General features: G+C 20.0%; 17 protein-coding genes. 14 read left to right on the top strand and 3 right to left on the bottom strand.

The genetic code is table 11. From position 1 onward, the window contains the following. The first annotated feature begins 350 nt into the window (after window positions 1–350). The 8 genes from rsmH (at window position 351) to GJT83_RS00750 (ending at window position 10,221) form a co-directional block, all read left to right on the top strand. Window positions 351–1,292, top strand: coding sequence for a 16S rRNA (cytosine(1402)-N(4))-methyltransferase RsmH (gene rsmH, locus GJT83_RS00715; protein WP_168892550.1), 942 nt, complete (start codon window positions 351–353; stop codon window positions 1,290–1,292). 56 nt (window positions 1,293–1,348) lie between these two features. Next, window positions 1,349–2,860: a UDP-N-acetylmuramoyl-L-alanyl-D-glutamate--2,6-diaminopimelate ligase gene (murE, locus tag GJT83_RS00720; protein WP_168892551.1), complete on the top strand. Its 1,512-nt coding sequence runs from the start codon at window positions 1,349–1,351 to the stop codon at window positions 2,858–2,860. Continuing rightward, window positions 2,860–4,227, top strand: a complete 1,368-nt coding sequence (gene murF / locus GJT83_RS00725; RefSeq protein WP_168892552.1) for a UDP-N-acetylmuramoyl-tripeptide--D-alanyl-D-alanine ligase — start codon at window positions 2,860–2,862, stop codon at window positions 4,225–4,227. The genes murE and murF overlap by 1 nt, the downstream gene beginning before the upstream one ends. After that, window positions 4,224–5,309 carry a phospho-N-acetylmuramoyl-pentapeptide-transferase gene (mraY, locus tag GJT83_RS00730; protein WP_168892553.1) on the top strand — a complete coding sequence of 362 codons (1,086 nt, stop codon included), beginning with the start codon at window positions 4,224–4,226 and terminating at the stop codon, window positions 5,307–5,309. The genes murF and mraY overlap by 4 nt, the downstream gene beginning before the upstream one ends. Before the next feature lie 5 nt (window positions 5,310–5,314). Beyond that, window positions 5,315–6,616, top strand: coding sequence for a UDP-N-acetylmuramoyl-L-alanine--D-glutamate ligase (gene murD, locus GJT83_RS00735; protein ID WP_246208749.1), 1,302 nt, complete (start codon window positions 5,315–5,317; stop codon window positions 6,614–6,616). A gap of 91 nt (window positions 6,617–6,707) precedes the next feature. After that, window positions 6,708–7,769 (top strand): undecaprenyldiphospho-muramoylpentapeptide beta-N-acetylglucosaminyltransferase, encoded by a 1,062-nt coding sequence (murG, locus tag GJT83_RS00740; RefSeq protein ID WP_168892555.1) that lies wholly within the window; start codon window positions 6,708–6,710, stop codon window positions 7,767–7,769. Between the two features lie 28 nt (window positions 7,770–7,797). Next, window positions 7,798–9,261 (top strand): UDP-N-acetylmuramate--L-alanine ligase, encoded by a 1,464-nt coding sequence (gene murC, locus GJT83_RS00745; protein WP_168892556.1) that lies wholly within the window; start codon window positions 7,798–7,800, stop codon window positions 9,259–9,261. A 42-nt stretch (window positions 9,262–9,303) separates the two neighbouring features. Continuing rightward, window positions 9,304–10,221 carry a D-alanine--D-alanine ligase gene (locus tag GJT83_RS00750; RefSeq protein WP_168892557.1) on the top strand — a complete coding sequence of 306 codons (918 nt, stop codon included), beginning with the start codon at window positions 9,304–9,306 and terminating at the stop codon, window positions 10,219–10,221. A 121-nt stretch (window positions 10,222–10,342) separates the two neighbouring features. Here GJT83_RS00750 and GJT83_RS00755 read toward each other — a convergent pair whose 3' ends face one another. Continuing rightward, entirely contained in the window at window positions 10,343–10,816 is a 474-nt protein-coding gene (locus GJT83_RS00755) for a DciA family protein (RefSeq protein WP_168892558.1), read from the bottom strand. Window positions 10,817–10,946: 130 nt separating this feature from the next. On the opposite strand from GJT83_RS00755, the gene secA reads away from it, so the two are divergent. Then, window positions 10,947–13,679, top strand: coding sequence for a preprotein translocase subunit SecA (gene secA / locus GJT83_RS00760; RefSeq protein WP_168892559.1), 2,733 nt, complete (start codon window positions 10,947–10,949; stop codon window positions 13,677–13,679). A 61-nt stretch (window positions 13,680–13,740) separates the two neighbouring features. Here secA and dnaJ read toward each other — a convergent pair whose 3' ends face one another. Then, complete coding sequence (gene dnaJ / locus GJT83_RS00765) at window positions 13,741–14,847, bottom strand: molecular chaperone DnaJ (protein WP_168892560.1); 1,107 nt, start codon at window positions 14,845–14,847, stop codon at window positions 13,741–13,743. 138 nt (window positions 14,848–14,985) lie between these two features. Beyond that, window positions 14,986–16,905 (bottom strand): molecular chaperone DnaK, encoded by a 1,920-nt coding sequence (dnaK, locus tag GJT83_RS00770; protein ID WP_168892561.1) that lies wholly within the window; start codon window positions 16,903–16,905, stop codon window positions 14,986–14,988. A 331-nt stretch (window positions 16,906–17,236) separates the two neighbouring features. Here dnaK and GJT83_RS00775 point away from each other — a divergent pair, with 331 nt between their 5' ends. The 5 genes from GJT83_RS00775 to GJT83_RS00795 all read left to right on the top strand — a co-directional run bounded on the left by GJT83_RS00775 (window position 17,237) and on the right by GJT83_RS00795 (window position 24,291). Next, window positions 17,237–18,739 carry a leucyl aminopeptidase gene (locus GJT83_RS00775; protein ID WP_168892562.1) on the top strand — a complete coding sequence of 501 codons (1,503 nt, stop codon included), beginning with the start codon at window positions 17,237–17,239 and terminating at the stop codon, window positions 18,737–18,739. Window positions 18,740–18,775: 36 nt separating this feature from the next. Then, the gene (locus GJT83_RS00780; protein WP_168892563.1) at window positions 18,776–21,628 is read left to right on the top strand and encodes a valine--tRNA ligase; all 2,853 of its coding nucleotides are present in this window, start codon (window positions 18,776–18,778) and stop codon (window positions 21,626–21,628) included. Between the two features lie 42 nt (window positions 21,629–21,670). Further along, window positions 21,671–22,681 (top strand): ornithine carbamoyltransferase, encoded by a 1,011-nt coding sequence (gene argF / locus GJT83_RS00785; protein ID WP_168892564.1) that lies wholly within the window; start codon window positions 21,671–21,673, stop codon window positions 22,679–22,681. Window positions 22,682–22,825: 144 nt separating this feature from the next. After that, window positions 22,826–23,230 carry a Rid family detoxifying hydrolase gene (locus GJT83_RS00790; RefSeq protein ID WP_168892565.1) on the top strand — a complete coding sequence of 135 codons (405 nt, stop codon included), beginning with the start codon at window positions 22,826–22,828 and terminating at the stop codon, window positions 23,228–23,230. 14 nt (window positions 23,231–23,244) lie between these two features. After that, window positions 23,245–24,291 (top strand): extracellular solute-binding protein, encoded by a 1,047-nt coding sequence (locus GJT83_RS00795; protein WP_168892566.1) that lies wholly within the window; start codon window positions 23,245–23,247, stop codon window positions 24,289–24,291. Window positions 24,292–24,297: the final 6 nt, after the last annotated feature.

Here is a 24,297-nt window from a genome sequence, read left to right on the forward strand (position 1 = left end):
AAGTAAATAATAAATTAATAAAGTTTATATTTTATTAAAATTATAATATAAAATATTTAATAATATTTATTAATAATAAATTGTTTTTTTTTATATAGTGATTATTAACTGTATACTTATAAATCTTATTATAAATAATAGATTATTAATAATTATTTCTAAAAAGATTAGAAATTTATGCTAGTTAAATTTTTTCTTATAAAATATGACATAAAGATAAAAAAATATTAAATATTTTATTTAAAAATAAATTTAAAATTATTAAAATATAAAATTATTTTATTAAACAAAATTATAAATATCTTTAATAATTTATTATTATAATTATTTAATTTTTATATATATAAAATATGATAAAACATTTACCAGTTATGTTAAAAGAATCTATTGATAGTTTAAATATAAAAAAAAATGGAATTTATATAGATGCTACATATGGATGTGGAGGACATACAAAATTAATTTTGTCTAAATTAGGAAATAAAGGACGTATTTATGCAATAGATTGTGATATAAAAACAATATTAATTAATAAAATTTTAGATAAAAGAATAATATATATAAATGAAAAATTTTCTAATTTAATAAATATTTTAGATACTCAAGTTTTAGGTAAAATAGATGGAATATTATTTGATTTAGGATTTTCATCTTTTCAATTAAATGATCCTAAAAGAGGTTTTTCTTTTATGTTTGATGGTCCATTAGATATGCGTTTTGATCAGAATCATGGAATAACTGCTACTGAATGGATTAAACAAGTTAGTAAAAATAAATTAGCTTATGTACTAAAAAAATATGGAGAAGAAAAATTTGCTAATAAAATAGCATGTAATATTAAAAAATACATTATAAAAAATAAATTAGACAAAACTAGTCATTTAAATAAATTAATATTTTCTATAACATATAAATTAAAAAAAAATAAAAAAATATTTAAACATCCTGCAACAAGAACTTTTCAAGCTATAAGAATTTTTATTAATAAAGAATTAGAAGAATTAAAAAAAGCTTTATTTAATTCATTAAATATATTAAAAAAAGGAGGTATAATATCTGTAATTAGTTTTCATTCATTAGAAGATCGTATTGTAAAAAGATTTATGAAAACACATACTACAAATAATGATAAATATCATACTCGTATACCATTAACTGAAAAAGAAATAAATATTTTATCTAAAAAAGATTATAAATTAAAAATAATTAATAGAATATTTCCTAGTTCTAAAGAAATTTATAATAATCCAAGATCAAGAAGTGCAATATTACGTGTAGGAAAAAAAATATAAATAATTTAATTGTATTAAATATTTTAATAAATATTTGAATTTTATAAGGTTAACTATTGACTAGTTATAGATTAAATTTATCAGAATTATTAAATAATTTTATATATGATCATAAAATATCTAATATTATTATTAATAGAATAGTTTTAGATAGTCGTAAAATTAAAGGTCATCATTGTTTATTTTTAGCTATTAAAGGTTCTAAAGTAGATGGTAAAATTTTTATAGATGATGCTATTAAAAAAGGAGCTATTGCTATTATAACTTATAGTGAAAATAATATTTATCCATATAATATTATTTATAAAAATAATATTCCTATAATTACTTTACCTAATTTACAAGAACAAATTTCTTTTTTTGCTGGAAAATTATATAATAATCCTAGTCATAAAATACCTGTAATTGGAGTTACAGGAACTAATGGGAAAACAAGTATTACTCATTTTTTAATGCAATGGATTAATTTATTAGGAAAAAAAGCAGCAATTTGTAGTACATTAGGTAATGGTTTTGATAAAAATTTAATAACTACTAATAATACAACAGATTCTGCTATTGATATTCAATATTTATTAAAAAATTTTGTAGAACAAAAAGCAGATATAGCTATTATAGAAATATCTTCTCATGGTTTAAAACAATTTAGAGTATCTAATTTAAAATTTTCAGCAGGAATTTTTACAAATTTAAGTAGAGACCATTTAGATTATCATCTTAATATGAAAAATTACGAACTAATTAAATGGAAATTTTTTTCTGAACATAAAATTAAAAAGAGAATAATAAATATTGATGATATTATAGGATATAATTGGTTTAATAAATTATCTTATAGTAAAAATACTGTTGCTGTTACTACTAAAAAAAATATTTATTTTAAAAATAATTTATATTTTAAAGTTATTAAAATAAATTTTTTTAAAAATAATACTATTATTGAATTTAATTCAAGTTGGGGAAAAGGAAAAATTAAAATATTTCTTATTGGATATTTTAACGTTATTAACATTATTTTAAGTATGACTACATTATTAACTTTAAATTTTTCTTTAAAAGAACTTATAGATACTTCATCTAAATTACATTCTGTTTATGGAAGAATGGAAATATTTCCTTCACAAAAAAAATATCCAACAGTTATAATTGATTATGCTCATACTCCTGATGCATTAAAAAATGTTCTTTTAACTATTAAATTATACTGTAAAGGAAAAATATGGTGTATATTCGGATGTGGTGGTGAAAGAGATATTGGAAAACGTTCAATTATGGGTATTATTGCTAAAAAATTTTCAGATATAATAATTATTACTACTGATAATCCTAGATCAGAAAATATAATAAATATAGTTAAAGATATTATACAAGGATATAAATATCATGATAACTTACATATAATAATAAATAGATTTGAAGCAATTAATTATGCAATGAATAATGCTAATAAAAATGATGCTATACTAATAGCAGGCAAAGGTCATGAACAATATCAAATTATAGGGAATAAAATTTTTAATTATTCTGATTATAATGTTGTTAATAATTTTTTTAAAAAAAATAGCTAATGAATAAATTAATTTGTTTAAAAAAAATAACAAAAATTGTGAATGGTAGATTAATTGGAAAAAATATTAATATATTAAATTTTTCTATAAATAGTAAAAAAATTAATGTTAAATGTTTATTTATTGCTATTCATGGAAAAAATTTTGATGGACATGATTTTGTTAAAGAAGCTATAAATAATGGTGTAATAGCTATAATTGTAAGTAAATATTTACAAGTAACAATTCCTCAAATAATTGTATCTGATACAATTATTAGTTTAGGTAAAATAAGTTTATGGAAAAGATTACAATCAAAATCTCATTTTATAGGTATTACTGGATCATCTGGTAAAACATCTGTTAAAGAAATGACTGTATCAATTTTAAAAAATATAGGAAATACTTTATTTACTAAAAATAATATGAATAATATTATTGGTGTATCTTTGACATTATTAAATTTAAATAATCAATATAAATATACAATTATTGAGTTAGGAGCTAATAATTTAGATGATATTAAATATTCAAGTAATTTAGTTAGACCTAATACAGCTATTATTAATAATATATCAGAATCTCATTTAGAAGGTTTTAAATCTTTTGAAAATATTATAAAATGTAAAAGTGATATATTTAAATTTTTATCAAATAATGATAGAGCAATTATTAATTTTGATGATATAAATTATAAAAAAATTTTATATAAATTAGTTAATAAAAAAATATGGACATTTTCTATAAATAATTATAATACTGATTTTTTTACTAGTAATTTAAAAATATTACAAAATAAAATTTATTTTAATTTACATACTCCAATAGGAGTTATCTTTATTAATTTATTTATTATTGGTGGATTACATAATGTAAGTAATGCATTAGCTGCTTCAGCATTATCATTATCTGCAGGAGCTTCTTTAAAAGATATATCTAAAGGTTTAGCTGATTTTAAACCAGTATTAGGTAGAATTTCCCCTATAAAATTAGGATATAATAAAATAATTTTAAATGATACATATAATGCTAATCCTCAGTCAGTTATAGCAGCTATTAATGTTTTAAAAAAAATGAATGGAAAAAAAATTTTAGTAATTGGTGATATGATGGAATTAGGATTTAATTCATTTTTTTATCATAATCAAATAAAAAACTTTATTTTAGAATGTAAATTAGATTATGTTTTAAGTATTGGAAATTATAGTAAATACATTACAAAAAATAATAATAATGCTGAACATTTTTCAAATAAAAAAACATTAATTACAAAATTAATTAAAATATTAGCTAATTTTAATAAATTTACTATATTATTTAAAGGTTCTAGAAAAGCTCAAATAGAAATTTTAATAAATATGTTATTAGAGCAGGAAAAATTTAAATGATAATAATATTAGTTAAATATTTAAAATATTATTTTCCAATATTAAATATTTTTATTGGTTTAACTTTTCGTGCTATTATTAGTCTTTTAACTTCTTTTTTTATTTCATTATATATTATTCCATATTTCATTATATTTTTAAAAAAAAAAAAATATTCTCAAGTAATTCGTTTAGATGGTCCAAAATCTCATTTTAAAAAAAATAATATTCCTACTATGGGTGGTATAGTAATATTAATATCATTTCTTATTTCTGTTTTATTTTGGTCTAATTTATATAATCCATATTTATGGTATGTATTAATCATAGTTATATTTTATGCATTTATTGGTTTTATTGATGATTTTTATAAAATAATTTTAAATAATTCTATTGGTTTAGTAATTTATAAAAAAATTTTGTTACAAACTATTATAACAATAATAATTGTTACATTTTTTTATATAAATAATACAGAAAAATCTGCGTTACAATTAGTAATTCCTTTTTATAAAAATCTTAAAATTTATTTAAATTTTCCTACATATTTAATGATTTCTTATTTAATTATATTATGGATTAGTAATTCTGTAAATTTAACAGATGGATTAGATGGTTTAGCTATTATTTCTGTAATATTAGTTATTTTTGGATTATCATTATTATCATATGTTACAGGAGATATAAATTATTCTACATATCTAAATATTCCATATTTAAAACATACAAAAGAATTAGTAATTATATGTACTGCTATTATTGGTTCAGGACTAGGTTTTTTATGGTTTAATACATATCCAGCAATTATATTTATGGGTGATATAGGATCATTATTTTTAGGAAGTGCTATAGGAATGATTACTGTTTTAATAAGACAAGAATTATTATTAATAATTATGGGTGGAATATTTTTATTAGAATCATTATCTGTAATTATTCAGGTTTTTTTTTATAAATATAAAAAATATCGTATATTTCTTATGGCTCCTATACATCATCATTTTGAATTAAAAGGATATTTAGAATCCCATATTGTCATTAGATTTGGAATAATATCATTAATATTATTACTTATTGCTTTATCAATATTAAAGGTATGTTAATAAATATGATTAAAAAAGTAGTAATTATAGGTTTAGGAATTACTGGACTTTCATGTATTAAATTTTTTATTAATAAAGGTATTATACCATATATTATGGATAGTAGAACTAATCCTCCTTTTATTAAAGAAATACCACCTTTAGTTAAATATTGTATTGGTTATCTTAATAAAGATTGGATTTTAAATGCTAATTTAATTGTTATTAGTCCAGGAATTTCTATATTTCATCCATTATTAAAAAATGCTATAAATAAAGGAATTAAAATAATAGGAGATATTGAATTATTTTATTATTTTTCCAAAAATCCTATAATTGCTATTACAGGAACTAATGGAAAAAGTACTGTTACTAATATGATTGGAAAAATTATAAATAATTATTATAGTGCTGGAATTGGAGGAAATATTGGGTATCCTGCATTAGAATTACTATCTAATTTTCAAAATTTTTATATATTAGAATTATCTAGTTTCCAATTAGAAACTATAAAAAAATTTAAATCATATATATCTGTTATATTAAATATTTCATCAGATCACATGGATCGTTATCCATTAGGAATAGAACAATATCAAAAAATTAAATTAAATATTTATAAAAATGCTTCTATATGTATATATAATGCTAATAATTCTTTAACATATCCAAATAATTTACAAAAAAATCAACGTGCTATTAGTTTTGGTATAAATAAAGGAAAATATCAAGTATATAAAAAACAAAAAAATATTTATTTAAAAGTAAATAATAAAATAATTTTAAATTTTAATAAAACTAAATTAATAGGAACACATAATTATATTAATTCTTTAGCTGTATTAGCAATATCAGATATATTACATATACCAAGAAATATATCTTTAAAAATTATTAGTAATTACATGTTAAATAATCATACATTACAGATTGTACATAAAAAAAATGGTGTTATTTGGATAAATGATTCTAAATCTACTAATATAAATAGTACAAAAGCAGCTTTAAGTTTTTTAGGTAATAATAAAAGAATATGGTTGTTATTAGGAGGATATGATAAAAATTGTGAATTTCATTTATTAAAAAAATATTTAATGAATGATAAGATTCATATTTATTGTTTTGGATTAGCTAGTAAAAAAATATTATCTTTATATCCTAAAGCAATACAAGTACAGACTATGTCTGATGCGATAAAAAATATTTCAAAATTTTTAAAATATGGTGATATAGTTCTATTATCTCCAGCTTGCTCCAGTATTGATCAATTTATTAATTTTAAAGATCGTGGAGAAAAATTTATTGAATTAGCTAAACAGAATAATTAAAATAAATTTAAAAATTTAATTTTTCATTAATTTAAATATTTTTACATTATGTTAATATAATTAAATTTATTAAAAATTATATAAATAAAAAATGTCAAAAAAAATTATTATAGTATCTGGTGGAACAGGTGGACATATTTATCCAGGTCTTAATATAGCATATAAATTAATAGAAAAAGGATGGAATGTTCGTTGGTTAGGTACTATTAATAGAATGGAAGCAAATATTATTCCTAAAACAGGAATAAAAATTAATTTTATTAAAGTTATAAAATTTGAAAAAAAAAATATTTGGTCAAAAATAATTACTTTATTTAAATTAATAAAACCAATTTATGAATCTATTTTAATTTATAAATCTTATAAACCTAATATAGTTTTAACTATGGGAAGTTATATATCAGGACCTAGTGGAATAGCAGCTTGGTTATGTGGTATTCCTTTAATTATTCATGAACAAAATAGTATTCTAGGAATTACTAATAATATTTTATCAAAAATATCTACAATAAATATGCAAGCTTTTCCTAATACATTTAAAAATGGTATATTAGTAGGTAATCCTTTAAGTAAAGAAATAATAAAATTATCTTTATTTAAAAAAAATATTGTAAAAAATAATTATATTCTTCATATATTAATTATGGGAGGTAGTCAAGGTTCTAATATTATTAATATTATAGGTGTACAATTAGCAAAAATTTTAAAAAATAAAGTAATTATATTACATCAAGTAGGAAAAAATAATTTAAAAAATATTTCTTTATCTTTTTTAAATAAATATCAAAAAAAATTTTATTTTGTAACAGAATATATTTATAAGATTCATAATGCATATAAATGGGCAGATATTATTATTAGTAGGTCAGGAGCTATGACTGTTAGTGAAATTTCTGCTATAGGGTTACCTGCTATTTTTATACCTTTTAAACATAAAGATAATCAACAATATTTAAATGCATTAAGATTAGCAAAAATTGGCGCAGCAAAAATTTTTGATCAAGATAATTTAAATATTAATGATATTATTAATACTTTATTATCTTGGAATAAGAAAACATTAAATATTATGTCAAAAAAATCTCGTAGTATATCTTTAATTAATTCTACAGATTTAATTTATAGAGAAATAAAAAATATTTTAATTAATTAAAATTATATAATATAAAATTACTACAATAATGATAACAAATATGTTTAGTGAAAAAATAAATTATATAATACCTAAAATGGATAATATCAAAAATATTCATTTTATTGGTATTGGAGGTTCTGGTATGGGTGGTATAGCTTATATTTTATTGAAAAAAGGATATAATATAAGCGGATCAGATATTATTTCTAATAATATTACAAAAGATTTAATTTCATTAGGAGTAAAAATATATTTTAAACATAGTGCTAAAAATATTAATAATGCAAATGTAATTGTAGTATCTTCAGCAATAACAAATAATAATCCAGAAATAATTGCTGCTAAAAAAAATAATATTATAGTAATTAATCGAGCTCAAATGTTATCTGAAATAATGAGATTTTATTATGGTATAACAATAACTGGAAGTCATGGAAAAACTACTACTACTGCTATAATATATTATATTTTTTCATCGTTAGGATTAGATCCAACATTTATTAATGGAGGAATTTTAAAAAAATCAGAATTATATGCTCATTTAGGAAAAAGTAAATATTTTATAGCAGAAGCTGATGAAAGTGATGCTTCTTTTTTAAAATTAAGACCTATAATAAATATTATTACTAATATTGACGATGAACATTTAAATTATTATCAGAATGATATTGAAATATTAAAAAATAATTTTTTAAAATATGCACAAAATATACCTTTTTATGGTTGTATTATTGTTTGTATTGACGATACATCTATTCGTAATCTTATAAAAAATAATTTAATGCATAATAATATTATTACTTATGGTTTTAGTAAAGATGCAGATATAAGGATATTTAATTATCAACAATTTGGTTTAAAAAGTAAATTTACTTTATTAAAAGTAAAAGAAAATAAATTTTTAGAAATAAATTTAAATTTACCTGGTTATCATAATGTTTTAAATGCAACAGCAGCCTTTATTGTATCTTCTTATATAGGAATTAATCATAAATATATTTTAAAAGCATTAGAAAATTTTTCAGGAATTAAAAGAAGATTTGATCTCTTAGGTATTTTTAAATATAAAAAAAATAATTTAATAAATAATATTATTCTTATTGAAGACTATGGACACCATCCTACTGAAATAAATATAACAATTAATACAATACGTATTACTTGGCCTAAAAAAAAAATTATAATGATATTTCAACCACATCGTTATTCTAGAACTATAAATTTATTTAATAAATTTATAAAAGTATTATCTACTGTTGATGTATTATTTTTATTAAATGTATATCCTGCTGGAGAAGAATATATTACTGGTGGAGATAGTATTTCTTTATATAAAAGTATTAAAAAATATGGAAAAATTAATCCAATTTTAAGCATATGGAAAAATTATAATGAAATGATTATAAGTTTATATTCAAAATTTACTGGAAATGATATATTATTAATTCAAGGAGCAGGAGATATTAATAATATCTCAACATTATTAGTAAAAAAAAAAATAAAATTGTAATTTTTTACATTGTCAAAAATATTTTTTATAAAAAAATTAAATATGTCTAATAAAATAGCCGTTTTATATGGTGGTGATTCACCAGAAAGAAAAATATCTTTAATTTCAGGAAAAATGGTGTTAAATTCAATGAAATTAATGGGTATTCAAGCTTATGGAATAGATACTAGAAATTTTTCTTTATTTTTATTAAAAAAAAAATTTAAAAAAGTTTTTATTGCTTTACATGGAAAAGGAGGTGAAGATGGAAGTGTACAAACTATATTAAAATATCTTAATATTCCTTATACTGGTAGTAGAGCATTAGCTTCTTCTATAACTATAAATAAATTTATTACAAAAACTTTGTGGAAAGAATATGGTTTACCTGTATATCCACATTTTTTATTAAAAAAAAAATATTTTATTAAAAAAAATTATTTAGAAATAAAAAAAAATATTTTAAATTTGAAATTACCTGTATGTGTAAAACCTAATTCTACAGGATCAAGTTTAGGAGTTTTTAAAGTAGATAATATTAATTATTTATTTAATGCTATAAAAAAATCTTTTATATATAGTAATAGTGTATTAATTGAAAAATATATTGAAGGAATAGAATATACAGTTAGTATTTTAGGTAATAAAACATTACCATCAATTAGAATTTCTTCACCTTATGTATTATATAATTATAAAGCAAAATATTTTAATAAAAAAACTCAATATTTTTGTCCTAGTGGGTTAAATAAATATAAAGAAATAGAAATATCCAAATTAGCTATAAATGCATGGAATGTATTAGAATGTAGTGGTTGGGGTAGAGTAGATATAATTTTAGATAAAAAAAATAATTTTCAATTATTAGAAATAAATACTTGTCCAGGAATGACTCCTCATAGTTTATTTCCTATAGCTGCTCAAAAAGCTGGTTTTTCTTTTAATGATGTAATTAAAAAAATTTTATTTTTAGCTAAATAATTCATATTATTTTTATAAAAAAATATAAAACTATATCAAAAAATATTTTTAATAAAATTATATAAATATCATTTAAAAATTTTATTTCTATAATTATATTTTTAAAAAATATTTTATAAAATTAATTTGCTAAAGAAGCTAATTGTTCTATGATATAACGTAATTTTATAGGACTTTTTTTAGCTAGGTTAAGTAATAATATAGCACTATTTTTACTTAAAGTATTTTGTTTATAAAAATATTTTTTTTTTAATATTTTATTATTTGTTAATAACATTGGATTAATTTTAATATTTATATTTTTTAAAGAAGGAAAAATTTCTTTTTTTAAAAGTAATAAAATATTTGATTTTTCATATAAAAATCTCATCATAGAGCTAGCATTATATGTTTCTACAATTAAAATATTATTTTTAAAATTTTTTGCATTATAGCAATTACTTAACTCTATTGGGAAATAATTTTTAATTGTTTGATTAATTTTTTTTAAAATATTTATATATAATTTTAATTTTATGAATATTCTTGAACAAGAAGGATAATTATATTCATTATAAAATATTTTTTCAATTGATAATAACTTATTATTACGCATAAAATATTTATCCTTTTAATAAAATTAATTAAAAATAATTATTAATTATAAATTATTTAATAATTTATTTATAATAAATAAATTTAAATTTCTTACATTATAATTATAAATTTTATTTAAGAGTATATATATGTTTAAAAATTTTTTATCAAAAATTTTTGGTAGTCATAATGATCATGTTTTACGACGTATAAAAAAAATAGTTAATAATATTAATTACTTGGAAAAAAAAATTGAAAAATTAACTGATTTAGAATTAAAAAATAAAACTTTATTTTTTAAAAAAAAATTAAAAGAAAATTTTACATTAGAAAATATTTTACCAGAAGCTTTTGCTGTAGTAAGAGAAACAATTAAAAGATTATTTGGTATTAGACTTTTTGATGTTCAATTAATAGGAGGAATAGTATTAAATAATAATTGTGTTGCTGAAATGCGTACAGGAGAAGGAAAAACTTTAACTGCAACTTTACCAGCTTATCTTAATGCTTTAACTGGTAATGGTGTTCATATTGTTACTGTTAATGATTATTTAGCTCAACGTGACGCAGAAAATAATAGATTATTGTTTGAATTTTTAGGATTAAATATAGGTATTAATTTATCAGGGATGTCACCTAATGAAAAAAAAATATCTTATTTAGCTGATATTACTTATGGTACAAATAATGAATTTGGATTTGATTTTTTACGAGATAATATGGTTTTTAGTTATACAGATAAAGTACAAAGAAATTTATATTTTGCTATAGTAGATGAGGTTGATTCTATTCTTATAGATGAAGCTAGAACACCATTAATAATATCTGGACCAACTGAGGATAATTCAAAACTATATAAACAAATAAATAAAATTATTCCAAAATTAATATATCAAGAAAAAGAAGATTCTGATTCTTTTCAAGGAAAAGGACATTATTTTATAGATGAGAAATCACGACAAGCATATTTAACAGAAAAAGGATTAATTTATATTGAAAAAATTTTAATAGAAAACAAAATTATTAAAAAAGAAGAATCATTATATTCTAATTCTAATATTATTATTATGCATCATATTATTGCTGGATTAAGATCTCATAAATTATTTATCAAAAATGTTGATTATATTGTAAAAAATAATAAAGTTATTATAGTAGATGAACATACAGGACGTATTATGAAAGGAAGAAGATGGTCAGAAGGATTACATCAAGCAATAGAAGCAAAAGAAAATGTAAAAATTAATAATGAAAATCAGACTTTAGCTTCTATTACATTTCAAAATTATTTTAGATTATATAAAAAATTATCAGGAATGACAGGTACAGCTAATACAGAAGCATTTGAATTTAAAGAAATTTATAAATTAGATACTATTATTATTCCTACAAATAAACCAATGATCAGAAAAGATTTACCTGATGTAATATATATTACAGAAAAAGAAAAAATTAAAGCAATTATAGATGATATAAAAAATAAATATGTTATAGGACAACCAGTATTAGTTGGTACTATTTCAATTGAAAAATCAGAATTAATTTCTAAAAAATTAACTTTAATAGGTATTAAGCATAATATTTTAAATGCAAAATTACATTCAAAAGAAGCTGAAATTATATCTCAAGCAGGTAAAAAATATGCTGTAACTATTGCCACAAATATGGCAGGAAGAGGAACTGATATTGTTTTAGGAGGAAATATTCAATTTAAATTAAATAATAAATTAAATAAAGATCAAATAAAAAACATAAAATTATCTTGGTTAAAAGAACATAATGAAGTTTTATCTTTAGGAGGATTATATGTTATTGGTACTGAACGTCATGAATCTAGAAGAATTGATAATCAGTTAAGAGGTCGTTCAGGACGTCAAGGTGATTATGGTTCTTCAAGATTTTATTTATCTATGGAAGATTCTTTAATGCGTATTTTTGCTTCAAATAAAATATCAAAAATAATGCATAAATTTGGTATAAAAAAAAATGAATCTATTGAACATCCATGGATAACTAAAGCTATAGCTAGAGCACAAGAAAAAGTAGAAAATTATAATTTTGATATAAGAAAACAATTATTAGAATATGATGATGTAATCAATGACCAACGTTTAGCTATATATACACAAAGAAATAAATTATTACAAACTAAAAATATTAGTACAATTATAAAACAATTTCGAAAAGATGTATTTCATAAAATTATAGATAAATATATAAAATCTAATTTATTTTTAGAAGATGAATGGGATTTAATAAAATTAAATAATTATTTTACAAAAAAATTTAATTTACATTTACCTATTAATAAATTTTTAAAAAATTCTAAAAATAACAAATATATTATTAGTAAAAATTATTTTTTTGAAAAAATAATTAATTTTTCTGAACAAGAATATAATAAAAAAGAAAATATATTAGGTAATGATATTATTCGTAATTTTGAAAAAAATATAATGCTTCAATTATTAGATAGTTTATGGAAAGAGCACTTATCTGCTATAGATTATTTAAGAGAAGGAATTCATTTAAGAGGATATGCACAAAAAGATCCTAAACAAGAATATAAAATTGAATCTTTTAATATGTTTAGTTTAATGTTAGATTCTTTAAAAGAAGAAATTATTACTATTTTAAGTAAAATTTCAATAGAATTACCAGAAAAAAATATTTTTAATTCATCAATAAAATTACAAAATTTTAGAAATAAAAATAATGAAAAAATTATAAATAATTTAAGTCTTTCTCAAAAAGATCATAATTATTTTATAAATAAAAAAAAAAGTAATATTAATATTTATTCATTAAATAAGATAGGAAGAAATGATTTATGTCCTTGTTCTTCTGGAAAAAAATATAAATTTTGTCATGGTAATAACTAATTAATTTTTTATATTACAATAGAGGATATAAAAAAATAAAAAATTTATACCCTCTATTGTATTAATTTTTTAAATTATCAAAAAAAAGTTTTATATTATTTAAAAATTTTTTATATTTAGGAGTATTTTTATAACTATCTACTTTAATAAAAGTTTTTCCTAAATTATACAATATTATTTTTTGTTTATCATTTAAATTTACTGGAGTTTCTACAATAACTTTACATAATAAATCTCCAATAATATTATCTCTTATTGATTTAATACCTTTATTACGTAATCTAAATATTTTTCCTGTTTGAGTTTCTGGAGGAATTTTAATTTTTATAAATCCATTAAATGTTGGAATATCTAAATTACCACCTAATGCTGCTATAGAAAAATTAATAGGTAATTCACAAAATAAATTGTTTTCTTCTCTTATAAAGAGAGGATGTTTTTTTATTCTAATTTCTATATATAAATCTCCTGATGGAGCACCATTATTTCCTAAATCTCCTTCTCCATTTAATTTAATTCGATCTCCAGTATTAATTCCTGACGGAATTTTTATAGATAATATTTTATATTTTTCTACTTTTCCTTTTCCTTTACAAATAAAACATAAATTTTTTATTAAAGAACCTCTACCGTGACAATTAGGACAAGTTTGTTGTACAGTAAAAAAACCTTGTCTCATTTGTATTTGTCCATGACCATTACAAGTATAACAATTTTGAAGAGATCCTTGTGATCCAGTACCTTTACAATTAATACAGGTTTTTAAAAATGGAATTTTAATTTCTTTTGTTACTCCTTTTACAGCTTCTTCTAAAGAAATATTAATAGCATATTTTAAATCATTTCCTCTATTAGATTTATGACTTCGTGTTCCTCCAAAAATATCTCCAAAAACATCTCCAAAAATATCACTAAAATCAGTTGCATTATTTATATTATCTTGTTCAAAAGCAGAATGTCCATATTGATCATAAGCAGATCTTTTTTGTTTATTACTTAAAATTTCGTAAGCTTGTTTAATTTCTTTAAATTTATTTTCAGCTTTTTTATTTCCTAGATTACGATCTGGATGAAATTTTATAGCTAAACGTTTATATGCTTTTTTAATTTCACTATCTTTTGCATTTCTAGTAATACCTAAAATTTCATAATAATCTTTTTCTGACATAATATATTACTACCTTTCCTAATCCTATAATTTTAATACCGATTTCTATATTGATAAATTTTATTTATAATATATAAACGGTATTAATATAATTTTTATATTCAATTAGTGAAAATAATTTAATGATTGAGGAGGCAATTATTTTTTATTATCTTTGACTTCTTCAAATTCAGCATCTACAACATTATTATCTTTATTTTTAGATTTATTATTATTCATATCATTATTTGTTTTTTGCTGATTATTATTTTCCATTAAATTTGAAATTTTACTAGATGCTTGAAGTAATAATTGCATTTTTTTTTGAATATCATTTTTATCTTCTGTTTTCAATGATATATTAAGTTGATTTATTGCATTTTCAATAAATTCTTTATCTTCTTTAGTAATTTTATCACCTACTTCTTCCATTTTTTTCTTTGTACTATGAATAAGTTGATCAGATTCATTACGTATTTTAATTAATTCTTCAAAACGAATATCTAATTCAGCATTAGATTCTGCATCTCTTATCATTTTTTCTACTTCTTTTTCATTAAGACCTGATGATGCTTTTATTATAATTTTTTGTTCTTTACCACTTTTTTTATCTTTTGCAGAAACATGTAATATTCCGTCAGCGTCTATATCAAAAGTAACTTCTATTTGTGGAATACCACGAGGTGCAGGACTAATTCCATCTAAATTAAACTGTCCTAGAGACTTATTATCACTTGCTCTTTTACGTTCTCCTTGAACTACATGAATAGTTACAGCAGATTGATTATCTTCAGCAGTTGAAAAAACTTGACTATGTTTTGTAGGAATAGTAGTATTTTTATTAATTAAAGTAGTCATAATACCACCGACAGTTTCTATTCCTAATGATAAAGGTGTGACGTCTAATAATAATACATCTTTTACATCACCAGCCAATACCCCACCTTGAACAGCAGCACCTATTGCAACTGCTTCATCTGGATTAACATCTTTTCTAGGTTCTTTTCCAAAAAAATCAGCAACTTTTTTTTGAACCATTGGCATTCTTGTTTGTCCACCCACTAAAATTACATCATTAATATCAGATATAGATAAATGTGCATCTTTTAAAGCTATTTTTAATGGATTTATGGATTTATCTATTAAATCTTCAACTAAAGATTCTAATTTAGCTCTTGTTACTTTGATATTTAGATGTTTAGGACCTAAAGAATCTGCAGTAATATAAGGTAAATTTACATCTGTTTGTTGTGTTGATGACAACTCGATTTTTGCTTTTTCTGCAGTTTCTTTTAAACGTTGCATTGCTAATGGATCATTAGTCAAATCAATTCTTTGATCTTTTTTAAATTCTGATACTAAATAATTAATTAAACGACTATCAAAATCTTCACCACCTAAATGAGTATCACCATTTGTTGATAATACTTCAAAAGTTTTTTCACCATCAACTTCATCTATTTCAATAATAGAGATATCAAATGTTCCACCTCCTAAATCATATACAGCTATAGTTTGATTTCCTTTTCCTTTATCTAATCCATAAGCTAAGGCTGCTGCAGTTGGTTCATTTATAATACGTTTTACTTCTAATCCAGCTATACGTCCTGCATCTTTTGTAGCTTGTCTTTGAGCATCATTAAAATAAGCAGGAACTGTAATTACAGCTTCACTGACTTTAGTTCCTAAGAAATCTTCTGCTGTTTTTTTCATTTTTTTTAATACTTCAGCAGAAATTTGTGGTGGTGCTATTTTTTTTCCTTTAACATATAACCATGCATCACCGTTATTTGATTCAACAATTTTATAAGGCATAATTTTTATATCACGTTGTACTTCTTCATCTTGAAAACGACGTCCAATAAGTCTTTTAATTGCAAAAAGAGTATTTTGCGGATTCGTAATAGCTTGACGTTTAGCTGGTTGACCTACTAGAATTTCACCATCTTTAGTATAAGCAATAACAGATGGTGTAGTTCTATCACCTTCTGCATTTTCTAATACACGAGCTTTATTACCATCTATTATTGCAACACAAGAATTAGTTGTACCTAAATCAATACCAATTATTTTACTCATCTAAAAGGTCCTCAACTTAAATTTTCATTAAATTATCTAAATAATTTAATAAATAAAATATTTTAAAATATTCACATTTTTGAAAATGATAGTCCTTGATGAAAAGAAAATGGGGACTCATATTAAAGCATCAAGGTCTAAATGTAAAAATTTTTTTAATTTTATATTATATAAGTATTAATTTTAATTTATAATATAAAAATATTTGAAAAAATATTCATATTATTTAAAAATAATTTTAAAAATAATATTTAAACAAATGTTTTAACCAACTTATATTACATGTATAATATAAGTTAATTTCTTTCTGTAATACATTTAGAGGATAGAAATGAAATATCTAATGGAAAAAATAAATTTTACAAAAAAATATAAATCAGAATGTATAGTAATTGGAATATTTGAGAAATATCAACTTTCTTATATTGCTGATATTATTAATAAAATATCTAATAATTATATATTAAATATTTTAAAAAAAAATAATTTTAAAGGAAAAATTAATCAAATATTGATGTTATATGAAGTACCTAACATTTTAATAAAAAAAGTATTAATTATTGGTTGCGGTATTAAAGAAAAATTTAATAGAGAAAATAATAAAATAATTATTAAAAAAATAATTAATAAATTAAAAAAAATTGAAATAAAAGATGTTCTCTGGTGTTTAACAGATTTAATAATTAAAAATGTTGATTTATATTGGAATATAAGAGATACAATAAATATTATTGAAGATAAACTTTATATTTTTAATAAATTTAAAAAAATAAAAAAACATAAATTATCTCTTATTAAATTTAACATAAATGATAATAATATTGAAGTTTATAAAAAAGCAATTACACATGCTACAGCAATTAAAATTGGTATTATAACAACTAAGAATCTTGCAAATTTACCTCCTAATATATGTAATCCTAAATATTTATCTTTAGAAACATATAAATTAGCTGAAAAGTATTCAAAAAATATTTCAGTAAAAATTATTAATGAAATAGAAATGAAAAATTTAGGTATGAATGCTTATTTAGCTGTGGGTAATGGTTCTAAAAATGAATCTATGATGTCTATTATTAAATATGATAATTTATTTGATCATAGTCAGCCTATAGTTTTAATAGGAAAAGGTTTAACTTTTGATTCAGGAGGAATATCTTTAAAACCTAGTTTAAATATGGATGAAATGAAATATGATATGTGTGGTGCAGCATGTATATATGGAGTAATGAATGTTATATCTGAATTAAAATTACCCCTTAAAGTTATTGGTATTATTGCAGGGTCTGAAAATATGCCTGATAGTAATTCATTTCGTCCTGGTGATATTATTAAAACAATGTCAGGAAAAACAGTAGAAATAATAAATACGGATGCGGAAGGAAGATTAGTTTTATGTGATGTATTAACATATGTAAATAAATTTAATCCTTCTATCGTTATAGATATTGCTACATTAACAGGAGCTTGTGTAGTTGCTTTAGGAAATAATATTAGTGGACTTATGTCTAATAATATAAAATTATCACAAAATATAATAAAAGCATCATTAGATGTAGATGATCGAGTTTGGGAATTACCTATTAATGATAAAAATTATTATAATCAATTACAATCAGATATTGCTGATATAAGAAATACTGGAAATTCTAACGCTGGAGGAGCTATTACAGCAGCATGTTTTTTATCAAAATTTACTAAAAAATATAAATGGGCTCATATCGATATTGCAGGAACAGCATGGAATTATAGTAAAAATAATAAATCTTTTGCTTCTGGTAGACCTGTTAATTTATTATGTCAATTTTTATTGAATTATTCATATAATAATTAATTATAAATAATTTTAAATATAGGATATTATTTCATAATGGATAAAATATATAACCCTAAAGAATTTGAAAAAAAAATTTACTTTTATTGGGAAAATAATAATTATTTTAAATGTGTAATAGATAAATCTAAAAAAAATTTTTCTATTATGGTTCCTCCTCCAAATATTACTGGTTCTTTACATATGGGACATGCATTACAATGTATTATAATTGATATAATAATACGTTATCAACGTATGTTAGGTAAAAATATTTTATGTCAAGTAGGTACAGATCATGCAGGAATAGCTATTCAAAGCATAATAGAAAAAAAAATATTTATAAAAAAAAATAAAAACGAACATAAAAATAATAAAAATATTTTTTTAAATGAAGCATGGAAATGGAAAAAAAAATATTGCGAAATAATATTTAGTCAAATGCGTAGACTAGGATTATCTGCAGATTGGAATCGTAAAAGATTCACTATGGATAAAAATTTTTCTAAATCTGTACGAAATATTTTTATATCTCTTTATGAAGAAGGATTAATATATAAAAAAAAAAAATTAACTCACTGGGATTTAAAACTCCATACTGCGATTTCTGATTTAGAAGTAGAACATAAAAAAGTTAATGCTCATATTTGGTATATTCGTTATTCATTAGAAAATAACATGACAACATTAACTGGTAAAAATTATTTAATTATTTCTACTACTAGACCAGAAACATTATTAGCTGATACAGCTATAGCTGTTAATCCATTAGATAAACGTTATTCAAATTTAATAGGAAAATTTGCAATAGTACCATTAATTAATAGAAAAATACCTATTATTACAGATAATCATGCAGATATAAATAAAGGTACTGGATGTGTTAAAATCAGTCCAGCACATGATTTTGATGATTATCAAGTAGCTTTAAGAAATAATTTACCTTTAATTAATATATTTAATACTTATGGTAATATTTTACAAAAATATCAAATTTATAATATTAATGGTAAAAAAACAACAATATATCCTAATAAAATACCTAATATATTTCACAATTTATATTATACAGAAGCAAGAAAAATTATCATTAATATGATTAAAAATAATGGTTTTCTTGAAAAATATGAACAAAAATTAATATTAATACCATATAGTTCTCGCAGTAATACTATTATTCAACCTATACTAACTAGTCAATGGTATTTAAATATAAAAAAATTAGCTAAACCAGCAATAAATGCAGTTAAAAAAAAAAAGATTATTTTTTTCCCTAAAAATTACGAAAATATGTTCTATTCTTGGATGGAAAATATTCAAGATTGGTGTATATCTCGTCAATTATGGTGGGGTCATAAAATACCAATATGGTATGATATTAATAAAAATATTTATATTGGAAAAAATGAACAGGAAATACGTAAAAAATATAATTTAAATAAAAATTTTTTTATAATACAAGATCAAAATGTTTTAGATACTTGGTTTTCATCAAGTTTATGGACTTTTATTACTTTAGATTGGCCTAATAATACACAAGAATTTTATATGTTTCATCCAACAAATGTTATTGTTAGTGGTTTTGATATTATATTTTTTTGGATATCTAGAATGATCATGATGACAATGCATTTTGTAAAAAATAAAAATAATACGTCGCAAATACCATTTAAAAATATTTTAATGACTGGATTAATTAGAGATGAAAAAGGAGAAAAAATGTCAAAATCAAAAGGAAATGTTATTGATCCCATTGATATTATTGATGGTATTTCATTTTCTAATTTAATAAAAAAAAGACTTAATAATGTAACAGAAATAAAATATATAAAATTAATTAAAGATTATACAAAAAAACAATTTCCAGATGGAAGTAAAAGTTATGGAGCAGATTCTTTAAGATTTACATTAGCTGCTTTATCTTCTACTGGCAGAGATATATATTGGGATATGTCTCGCTTAGATGGTTATCGTAATTTTTGTAATAAAATTTGGAATGCTAGTATTTTTATATTAAAAAATATAAAATATGAATATATAAATAATAAAGAAAAATTATCTATACCTGATAAATGGATTATTAGTGAATATAATTTAGTTATAAAATTATATTCAGATGCATTAAATAAATATCGTTTTGATCAAGCTACTAATATTTTATATAATTTTATATGGAATAAATTTTGTGATTGGTATTTAGAATATGCAAAAATTATTTTTAAAGATAAAATTTATACTAAATATTTAGGAACATATTATACATTATATTATGTTTTTGAATCATTATTAAAACTTGCTCATCCTATTATTCCTTTTATAACAGAAATTATATGGCAAAAAATTAAAAATAATAAAAAAACATATAATAATAGTATTATGGTACAATCCTTTCCAATATTTAATAAAATAGAAATAGATAATAAAGCTACAAAATTTTTTAATATTTTTATTAAAATAATTACTATTGTTCGTAAAATAAAAATTGAAATGTATATAAAAAATAATAAACAAATTAATCTGTATTTAAAAAATAAAAATAAAGAAATATTATTTTTTTTACAAAAAAATAATATTTTATTAAAAAATTTTTTAAATATTGATAAAATTTTTTTTATATCACAGGAAGAATTATTTCCTAAAATATCATTTATAAAAAAATTAAATGATGTAGAATTATCAGTTCCTATAAATAATAATTTAATTAATAAAAAGTATATTTTAATTAAAATTGAAAAAGAATTAAAAAATAATAAACAATTAATAGATTATTTGAATAAAAATATTCAAAATAAAAAATTTTTTAAACATGCACCTAAAAATATTATTGAAAATAATATTAAAAAATTAAAAAAATGTCAAAATTTACAAATAGAATTAATTAAAAAACAAAAATTAATTTTAACATTATAATATTAAAAAATTTAATTATTATATTTATGGATAATTATTATTATGAATCAATTTTATAATCGTCATTTTTTAAAATTATCAAATTTTTCTAAGAAAGATATTTATGAATTACTTAATATTTCTTTAAAAATTAAAGATGATAAAAATAAAAATAAAGAAATTAAAAAATTATATAATAAAAATATTGTCTTAATTTTTGAAAAAGAATCAACTAGAACGAGATGTTCTTTTGAAATAGCATGTTATGAACAAGAAGCTAAAATAACATATTTAAGCAAATATAATAGTCATATAGGATATAAAGAATCAATTAAAGATACAGCTCGTATATTAGGTCAAATATATGATGGAATTTTATTCCGAGGAAAACATCAAAAAGATATAGAAATCTTAGCACAATATGCAGGAATTCCTGTCTGGAATGGTTTAACAAATGAATTTCATCCTATTCAAATATTATCAGATTTATTAACAATAAAAGAAAATTTAATAAATAAATCTTTAGATGAAATTATATTATCATATATAGGAGATATAAATAATAATATTGCTAATACTTTTTTAGAAGCAGCATTAATTATTGGATTTAATTTAAATTTAATATCACCAAAAAAGTTATGGCCTAATAATAAATTATTTAATAATTTATTATTAAATAATAATAAAATTATTTTAACTGATAATATTGATGATGGTGTTAATGGTGCTGATTTTATTTATACTGATATTTGGTTATCAATGGGAGAATCTTCAAAATTATGGGAATCAAGAATTAATGATTTACATAATTATCAAGTAAATAAGGAACTTATATTAAAAACTAAAAATAAAAATATAAAAATTATGCATTGTTTACCATCATTACATTTATATTATCATTATAAAAAACTTTTTAATCAAACAATAATATCTAAATATAATTTATTTAATGGATTAGAAATTACAGATGAAATTTTTGAATCTGAAAATAGTATTATTTTTCAACAATCAGAAAATAAACTTCATATTATTAAAGCGATAATATTATCGACGTTATTAAAAAATAAATATTGAATTATATTCAAATTAATTATTTTATAAAATTTTATATTTTTAATATATATTATGATAAATATATCATTTATAATATTTTAAAAAAAATTTTATTAAATATTAATTTAAAATAATAATAAATTTATTTAAGAGTTTATTTTTTTTATGAAAAATATCATTTATACTAAAAAAGCACCTATTCCTATAGGTTCTTATGTTCAAGGAATTGTATTTAATAACATTATTATTACTTCAGGTCAAATACCTATTAATCCAATAAATAATAAAATTGATAGTAATAATATAGAAAAACAAACTGTGCAAGTATTAAAAAATATAAAATCTATTATTGATAAAGCAAATTTTTCTATTAAAAATATAGTAAAAACTACAATATTTTTAATAAATTTAGATGATTTTAATATCATCAATAATATATATAAAAATTTTTTTATTCAAAATAATGCTCATTTTCCAGCTAGAACTTGTGTAGAAGTATCTCGTTTACCACTAAATTCAAAAATTGAAATAGAAGCTATAGCAATGAAACTAAATAATAATTATTATTAATAAGGAATATTTATATGATTTTTTTAATAAAATTAATATTTGTTTTTTTTATATTAAATTTACAAAATATATACTCATATGCTAATACTAATAATACAATCTTTTTTTATAATTGGACAGAATATGTTCCTGATGGTTTATTAGAAGAATTTACTAAAGAAACTGGAATTAAAGTAATTTATTCAACATATGAATCAAATGAAAGTATGTATGCAAAATTAAAAACTTATAAAAAAGATTCTTATGATCTTATTGTTCCTTCTACATATTTTATAGCTAAAATGAAAAATGAAGGAATGTTATTAAAAATAAATAAAAATAAATTAACAAATTTTATTAATTTAGATCCTAAATTTTTAAATAAATCTTTTGATCCTAATAATGATTATTCAATTCCATATATATGGGGATTTACAACTATAGCTATAAATAGTAATAACATAAATTCAAATAATATAAATAGTTGGGCTGATTTATGGAATCCTAAATATAAAAATTCAATTTCTTTAATTGATGATGCTAGAGAAGTTTTTCAAGTTGCATTAATGAAATTAGGTTATTCAGGAAATGAAACTAATTTAAATCATATTAAAGAAGCATTTCAAGAATTACAAAAATTAATACCTAATATTATTACATTTAATTCAGATAATCCTGGAATTCCTTTTATAGAAGGAGAAGCTAAGTTAGGTATGATATGGAATGGATCTGCATATGCATTAAAAAAATTAGGCATCCCTTTAAAAATTATTTGGCCTAAAGAAGGTGGTATTTTTTGGATGGATAGTTTTGCTATTCCTTCTAACGCAAAAAATGTAGAAGGAGCTTTAAAATTAATTAATTTTTTATTAAAAGCTAGAATATCAGCTCAAGTAGCAGAAATAACAGGATATTCAACACCAAATTTAGCAGCAAAAAAATTATTACCTAAAAATATAATTAATGATAATACATTATATCCAAATGATCAAATAATTAAAAAAGGTGAATGGCAAAATGATATAGGAGACAATATTAATAAAGAATATGAATCTTACTTTCAAAAATTAAAAAATTCATAAAAATAT

Source organism: Enterobacteriaceae endosymbiont of Plateumaris pusilla (assembly GCF_012562765.1).
Taxonomy (GTDB): Bacteria; Pseudomonadota; Gammaproteobacteria; order Enterobacterales; family Enterobacteriaceae.

Excerpts from the sequence above, each read along its gene's own strand:
- dnaJ (WP_168892560.1), bottom strand. The coding sequence starts at position 14,847 with ATGTCAGAAAAAGATTATTATGAAATTTTAGGTATTACTAGAAATGCA.
- GJT83_RS00780 (WP_168892563.1), top strand. The coding sequence starts at position 18,776 with ATGGATAAAATATATAACCCTAAAGAATTTGAAAAAAAAATTTACTTT.
- murC (WP_168892556.1), top strand. The coding sequence starts at position 7,798 with ATGATAACAAATATGTTTAGTGAAAAAATAAATTATATAATACCTAAA.
- secA (WP_168892559.1), top strand. The coding sequence starts at position 10,947 with ATGTTTAAAAATTTTTTATCAAAAATTTTTGGTAGTCATAATGATCAT.
- argF (WP_168892564.1), top strand. The coding sequence starts at position 21,671 with ATGAATCAATTTTATAATCGTCATTTTTTAAAATTATCAAATTTTTCT.
- mraY (WP_168892553.1), top strand. The coding sequence starts at position 4,224 with ATGATAATAATATTAGTTAAATATTTAAAATATTATTTTCCAATATTA.
- GJT83_RS00795 (WP_168892566.1), top strand. The coding sequence starts at position 23,245 with ATGATTTTTTTAATAAAATTAATATTTGTTTTTTTTATATTAAATTTA.
- GJT83_RS00755 (WP_168892558.1), bottom strand. The coding sequence starts at position 10,816 with ATGCGTAATAATAAGTTATTATCAATTGAAAAAATATTTTATAATGAA.
- GJT83_RS00775 (WP_168892562.1), top strand. The coding sequence starts at position 17,237 with ATGAAATATCTAATGGAAAAAATAAATTTTACAAAAAAATATAAATCA.
- rsmH (WP_168892550.1), top strand. The coding sequence starts at position 351 with ATGATAAAACATTTACCAGTTATGTTAAAAGAATCTATTGATAGTTTA.
- murF (WP_168892552.1), top strand. The coding sequence starts at position 2,860 with ATGAATAAATTAATTTGTTTAAAAAAAATAACAAAAATTGTGAATGGT.
- GJT83_RS00790 (WP_168892565.1), top strand. The coding sequence starts at position 22,826 with ATGAAAAATATCATTTATACTAAAAAAGCACCTATTCCTATAGGTTCT.
- murD (WP_246208749.1), top strand. The coding sequence starts at position 5,315 with ATGATTAAAAAAGTAGTAATTATAGGTTTAGGAATTACTGGACTTTCA.
- dnaK (WP_168892561.1), bottom strand. The coding sequence starts at position 16,905 with ATGAGTAAAATAATTGGTATTGATTTAGGTACAACTAATTCTTGTGTT.
- murG (WP_168892555.1), top strand. The coding sequence starts at position 6,708 with ATGTCAAAAAAAATTATTATAGTATCTGGTGGAACAGGTGGACATATT.
- GJT83_RS00750 (WP_168892557.1), top strand. The coding sequence starts at position 9,304 with ATGTCTAATAAAATAGCCGTTTTATATGGTGGTGATTCACCAGAAAGA.